General features: G+C 36.5%; 3 protein-coding genes. All 3 read right to left on the bottom strand.

Going from position 1 to position 6000, the window contains the following annotated elements:
* Nucleotides 1–334 precede the first annotated feature (334 nt).
* Nucleotides 335–1417 carry an HD-GYP domain-containing protein gene (locus CD31_RS12310; protein ID WP_036077955.1) on the bottom strand — a complete coding sequence of 361 codons (1083 nt, stop codon included), beginning with the start codon at nt 1415–1417 and terminating at the stop codon, nt 335–337.
* A gap of 140 nt (nt 1418–1557) precedes the next feature.
* Entirely contained in the window at nt 1558–4023 is a 2466-nt protein-coding gene (gyrA, locus tag CD31_RS12305) for a DNA gyrase subunit A (protein ID WP_036077952.1), read from the bottom strand.
* Between the two features lie 25 nt (nt 4024–4048).
* The gene (gene gyrB / locus CD31_RS12300) at nt 4049–5983 is read right to left on the bottom strand and encodes a DNA topoisomerase (ATP-hydrolyzing) subunit B (RefSeq protein WP_052125376.1); all 1935 of its coding nucleotides are present in this window, start codon (nt 5981–5983) and stop codon (nt 4049–4051) included.
* Nucleotides 5984–6000 lie beyond the last annotated feature (17 nt).

The raw sequence follows: 6000 nt of genomic DNA, 5'->3' as shown, positions 1-6000 counted from the left end.
AAAACTTTATTGATTACGTTTTGCTTGTTCAGTTTTCAAGGTTCATGTTCTTTATTTCGTTGTCACCTCTTGGCGACTCATTTATAATATCAAGATTCTAAAACAAAGTCAACACTTTCTCCAAAAATATTTTAATACAATATATATAAATGTTTCAAAACACAATTATGGTTAAAATACTCACTAATTAAGTGTTTAATATTGCGAAGTGCTTCTTAAGAAAAATATTAAAATATCACCTATTTATAAAAACATAATCTAGCACTATGGGTAGAGTACATCTCTTACCTGTATAAAAAGAGGCAAACCATATAAATATAGTTTGCCCCTTTATCTATAAATTAGTTATGATACGTGAAATATAGAAACTGCGATTTTTCCCTAAATCAAAAATTTCCCCTGAATGAATTAATTTAATAAGTGGTCGTGTTGGTGCAAATTTATTTACAAACATTACTTCCCCACGTTCTAAATTAGAAAGTTCTACAATTGTTCCTATCGGAAGATCTGCAACAATATCAATTAATGCACGTACTACTTTAATATCAAATTTACCAAACTCAGATTCATTAATCATTTCTATCACTTTAAATGAAGATTGTTTCGTTCTATATACTCGTTCACATGTCATAGCATGAAAAACATCTGCAACAGCAATGATTTGTGCAAATATAGAAATATTGGCGATCTTTTCGTTCTTCGGATACCCACTACCATTTAAACGTTCATGATGTTGGAAGATTGCTTCTTTCATCGTTTCTTTTAAAATGGTCAAATCTTTCACCATATTGTAGCTATAAATCGGATGTTTATAAATCTCATCATATTCTTGCTCTGTTAATGGTGTCTTCTTATCCCTGATACGAGGATGTACTTTAGCCATACCACAATCAGCTAATAAACCACCGATGGCTACTTGAATAGTAGTCCCTCTATCATAGCCAAGTTTTTGAGCAATAACTGAGGCAATCAAACCAGTTGCTACACAATGATGATATAGATAGTCTTTTGGATTTGAATACTCATTTAAATCAAAAATAATAGTACGATCTTCTAACACCAACTCTACTAAAGGTAAAATAATTGTTCTGGCCTTTGCAATATCTACCTTTGCTCCCGCTTCCCAGTTTTTAAATTCTTTTTTAAACTGTTCAACAGAATGATTATAGATTTTCCTAAAAGTCGGAATTTCTTCTATTGTAACTTCGACATCGCTCTCATTCTTTTCTACACGAAGATCATTTTCACTTTTGTAAACAGGGACGTTGAAAATATTAAATGCATGAAAAACTTGCAAGTGTACATAAGAAATCATTGTATCTTTGAAAATAATCGGATACTGTGTATTAGCAAATATATCTTCAGAAATTACCTTGCCAACACCTAGCTCTGAAATTGGAACATGTATAGTTTCCACGGATGAACACCTCTCCACTATTTCTTGCTTCAAAATAAGGTATTTCTATTTTATCATGGAATTCAAAATAATTACTTATTTTTCATTATTTACGTAAAAAAACCGATGACGACATTCAAGAATGTCATCATCGGATTAAATTATTCTTCGACTTCCTCTTCGTCTTCTAAAGACTCTTCTGCTTTTTCCACTTTAGCTACAGTTGCAACTAATTCGTCATCTCCTAGTCGAATTAAACGTACACCTTGCGTACTGCGCCCAATTAATGAAATATCATTCACATCCATACGGATAAGCATTCCATTAATAGTTATAAGCATTAGATCCTCAGAACCATCGACGGTTTTTACAGCCACCATTGGACCATTCTTATCTGTAATCTGGATCGTTTTCAGTCCTACTCCACCACGACTTTGTAAACGATAGTCCTCTTCAGAAGTACGTTTACCGTAACCTTTTTCAGTTACTACTAAAATTTCTTGTCCTGGCTCAACAATCTCCATACCAACAACTTCGTCACCATCACGTAGCTTAATACCTCGAACACCACCGGCTGTACGGCCCATAGATCGAATATCGTCTTCTTGGAAACGAACGAGCATACCATCACGTGTACCAATAATCACTTGTTTCTCTCCATCTGTAAGACGTACAGAAATAAGATCATCGTCTTCTCTCAAGCTGATTGCGATTAAACCATTTGTTCGGATGTTAGCAAATTGTGAAACAGGGGTACGTTTTGTAATACCTGTTTTTGTGGTAAAGATAAAGTAAGCATCTTCATCAAACGACGCAACACGAATCATAGCTGTTACTTTTTCGCCTTTTTCTATATTGAGCAAGTTTACGATTGGTAACCCTTTAGCAGTACGACCGAACTCAGGAATTTCATATCCTTTTGCTCTAAATACTTTACCTTTAGACGTGAAGAATAAAATTGTATCGTGGGTAGAAGTATTCATTAGATGCTCTACAAAGTCGTCTTCATTTGTACCCATTCCTTGTACACCACGACCACCACGCTTTTGACTACGATATGTATTCGCAGCTAAACGTTTGATATAGCCATTATGCGTTAAAGTAACAACTGAGTTTTCAACAGGGATTAAATCCTCATCCTCAATCATTTCAATACCACCTGATGTAATCTCAGTACGGCGTGTATCATTAAAACGTTCCTTCAATTCTAAGATTTCAGTACGAATAATATCAACAATTTTCTCTTCATCTGCCAAAATTGCCTTTAATTCAGCTATTAGAACTTGAAGCTCTTGATATTCTGCTTCAATTTTTTCACGCTCTAAGCCACTTAATCGAACGAGGCGCATATCTAAAATAGCTTGAGCCTGACGCTCAGATAAGTTAAAGCGTTCCATCAATTGAGGCTTCGCTTCTTCACCACTACGTGAACCACGAATAATAGCAATTATTTCATCAATATGATCGAGTGCAATTCGTAAGCCCTCTAAAATATGAGCGCGGTCTTCAGCTTTTCGAAGATCGAACTCTGTACGACGACGAATAATTACTTTTTGGTGTTCTAGATAATGGTATAACATTTCCTTTAAGCCTAATACTTTAGGCTGACCATTTACTAAAGACAGCATATTAATGCCGAAGCTCGATTGCATAGCCGTTTGTTTATATAAATTATTTAGTACGACATTAGCATTTGCATCTTTACGAACTTCAATTACTACACGCATACCACGACGGTCTGATTCATCACGTAAGTTTGTGATACCATCTATTTTTTTATCACGTACAAGTTCTGCAATTTTTTCAATGAGCTTTGCCTTATTCACTTGGTAAGGCAATTCATGGATAAGAATAGTTTCCTTACCATTTGCCTTTTGCTCAATTTCTACTTTTGCACGAATAATAATGGAACCTCGACCTGTTTCATAGGCTCTACGAATACCACTACGTCCTAAAATTAATCCTCCAGTAGGAAAATCTGGGCCAGGGATAATTTCCATTAGCTCCTCAGTTGTAATTGCAGGATTTTCAGAAAGTGCTATAACAGCATCAATTGTTTCGCCCAATTGATGTGGGGGAATATTTGTTGCCATACCTACTGCAATCCCTGCAGCACCATTCACTAATAGGTTTGGATAACGACTTGGTAATACAATTGGTTCTTTTTCTGATCCATCATAGTTATCTGTATAGTCAATTGTATCTTTATTAATATCACGGAGCATTTCCATTGCTATTTTAGACATACGTGATTCTGTATAACGCATGGCTGCTGCGCCATCACCATCAACGGAGCCGAAGTTTCCGTGACCATCAACAAGCATGTAGCGATAGCTGAAATCTTGTGCCATACGTACCATTGCATCATAGATGGAAGAGTCACCATGTGGATGGTACTTACCCATTACATCCCCAACGATACGTGCTGATTTTTTGTAGGCTTTATCTGCTGTATTCCCTAATTCCTGCATCCCATATAATATACGACGATGAACTGGTTTTAATCCATCACGTACATCAGGTAATGCACGTGACACAATTACACTCATTGCATAATCAAGAAAGGATGTTTCAATTTCTTCTGTTATATTAACTCCTTTAACACCGGAGCGTTCTTGTTCTGACAAAGTGTAGACCTCCTCTCAAGAAAAATTAGATATCTAAATTAGCGTATACGGCATTTTCCTCAATAAATTGACGACGAGGTTCAACTTCATCGCCCATTAAACGTTCAAATGCTTGGTTTGCCTTAATTGCATCATCTAATTCTACTTGTAATAATGTGCGGTACTCAGGATCCATTGTTGTTTCCCAAAGCTGCTCAGCGTTCATTTCACCAAGACCTTTATAACGCTGCACATTTGGTTTTGGCATTTTTGGTAGTCTTTCTAAAATTGCTTTTAATGTCTCTTCATCATAGCAGTATTCAATATGTTTACCTTGTTTCACTTGATAAAGTGGTGGCTGTGCAATATAAATATAGCCTGCTTCTATAAGTGGTCGAAGGAAACGGAAGAAGAATGTTAAAAGTAATGTACGAATATGCGCTCCATCGACATCGGCATCTGTCATAATAATGATTTTATGATAACGAGCTTTTTCTAAATTAAACTCCTCACCAATACCAGTGCCGAATGCTGTAATCATCGCACGGATTTCCGCATTCGATAAAATTTTATCTAGTCGAGCTTTCTCAACGTTAAGAATCTTACCACGTAAAGGCAAAATTGCTTGGAAGTGACGATCACGCCCAGATTTAGCGGAACCGCCGGCAGAATCACCCTCAACAATATAAATTTCACAATCAGCTGGGTTAGTAGAAGAACAATCAGCTAATTTACCCGGTAAGCTAGATACTTCGAGGGCATTTTTACGACGAGTAAATTCACGTGCCTTTTTCGCAGCTACACGCGCACGGGCCGCCATTAAACCTTTTTCTACAACCTTACGAGCAACCGTTGGATTTTCTAACATAAAACGTTCAAAGCCATCTGAGAATAATGAATTGGTAATTTGACTTACTTCTGAGTTCCCTAACTTTGTTTTTGTTTGTCCTTCAAATTGCGGATCTGGATGTTTAACGGAAACTATAGCTGTTAACCCTTCTCGTACATCCTCACCTGTAAGATTAGCGTCAGATTCTTTTAGTAATCCACTTTTTCGTGCATAGTCATTAATAACGCGTGTAAGGGCTGTTTTAAAACCAGACTCATGTGTACCACCCTCATACGTATTAATGTTATTAGCAAATGAAAAAATATTAGAAGAGAATCCAGCATTATATTGCATGGCAATTTCTACTGTGATGCCATCCTTCTCTCCAAGAACATCAATTGGATCATGGATTGGCTCTTTAGATTGGTTTAAATGCTCCACATAGGAACGAATACCACCTTCATAGTGGTATGTAGTTGAACGAATCTCATCTTCACGTTCATCAGCAATCGTAATCTTAATACCACGATTTAAATAAGCCAATTCTCTAATACGATGAGCTAAAATATCATATTCATAAACAGTTGTTTCTTTAAATATTTCTGGATCAGCTTTAAAACGTGTTGTTGTACCATTGTGATCTGTTTCACCGATAACTGTTAACTCTTGAACTGTTCTTCCACGTTCAAATTTTATTTCATGGATATGACCTTCACGATGAACTTGGACAATTGTTTCAACAGATAGTGCATTTACCACTGATGCCCCAACTCCATGGAGACCACCCGAAACTTTATAGCCTCCACCGCCAAATTTACCACCAGCATGTAAAACAGTCATAATAACTTCAACTGCTGGCTTACCCATTTTTTCTTGAATACTAACCGGAATACCACGACCGTTATCTTCTACACGGATCCAGTTTTCTTTTTCAATTGTTACTTTTATATCTGTACAAAATCCTGCAAGTGCTTCATCGATACTATTATCAACAATTTCCCATACTAAATGGTGAAGCCCTTTAGAGCTAGTTGAACCGATATACATCCCTGGTCTTTTACGTACTGCTTCTAAACCCTCTAATACCTGTATCTGATCGGCCTCATAAGCTTGGTTTTGTAAACCTTCGTTCTCTATAGCCACGGCTTTCATCTACTCCTTCATAACAT

The sequence above is a fragment of the Lysinibacillus boronitolerans JCM 21713 = 10a = NBRC 103108 genome (assembly GCF_000772935.1).
GTDB lineage: Bacteria > Bacillota > Bacilli > Bacillales_A > Planococcaceae > Lysinibacillus > Lysinibacillus boronitolerans.
The sequence above is the reverse complement of the archived record's forward strand: the minus strand, read 5'-3'. Positions and strand labels throughout refer to the sequence as shown.

Coding starts and splice junctions, on each gene's coding strand:
- gyrB (WP_052125376.1), bottom strand. CDS start 5,983: ATGAAAGCCGTGGCTATAGAGAACGAAGGTTTACAAAACCAAGCTTAT.